The sequence below is a fragment of the Streptomyces sp. 8P21H-1 genome, assembly GCF_013302945.1.
Map to the genome: position 1 here is coordinate 1 of NZ_JABTYA010000321.1, position 936 is coordinate 936.

The 936-nt window shown below is 76.6% G+C and carries 1 pseudogene; it reads right to left on the reverse strand.

From position 1 onward, the window contains the following. Positions 1–936, reverse strand: a pseudogene (locus HO151_RS06675) (LuxR family transcriptional regulator); the annotation flags it as partial.

A 936-nucleotide genomic window follows, 5' to 3' on the forward strand; every position in this document is an offset into this window, starting at 1 on the left:
CGCAGGGCACGGCCGACACCGACCGGGGCGCCCCACTGCAGGGCGCGGGCGTGCTCCTCCTCGGCCAGGACCCGGGCGGCGCGGATGTCGCCCAGCCGGCGGTGGACGCCGACGGCCCACGGGCGCCAGGGGAAGAGCACCGGGTTGGACCAGCCCGCGGCCTCCAGCTGGCGGCCGCAGGACCGGAGCGAGTCGAGGGCGCCCGTGTGGTCGCCCGCGGCGATCTCGCCGGTGGCCTCCAGCAGGCGGAGCAGACCGGTGAGGGTGAGCCCCTGGGGGCGGATGCGGCCCGCGCGGTGCAGTACGCGTTCGGCGAGGGAGGGGTCGCGGGACTCCAGGGCGACGATGGCGTGCGTCATGGTCGCGACCGTGCCCAGGGTGTGGTGGTCGGACTCGGTCATGCCCAGCGCCGTCTCGGACTGCTCGCGGGCCTGGACGAGCCGGCCGCGGCCCAGGTGGACGAGGGCCTGCTCGATGTGGACCAGCGCGTTGGCGGGGGTGGAGCGCCGGCCGCGCGCACGGTGCTCGAGGGCGAGCCAGGAGTCGAGGGCCTCCACCGAGTCGGCGGCGATCATGGTGATGATCACCAGGGGGAGGGTGGAGTGGATGCGGGCGGAGGTGGCGGGTTCGCGCTCCAGGACGCGTTCCGCGAGGCGCACCACCTCGGCGGCGGGCAGCCGGCTGCCGAGGGTGACGGCACCGAGCAGCGCGATCGTCAGTTCCCGCTCGGCGCCGGTGTCCAGGGGCGGTTCGGGGCCGAGTTCCTTCAGCCGGTCGGCCGCCGCGGCCAGTTCGACGGGGTCCTCGTGACCGCAGTGCCGCAGCCTGGCCTCCAGGCGGAGCGCCAGGTCGCGGTCGGAGCCGGTGAGCAGGGACGCCGGGCCGAGCCCTTCGGCCGCCTGCCGCAGCAGGTCGACCACGGCCAGCGGCGCGGGG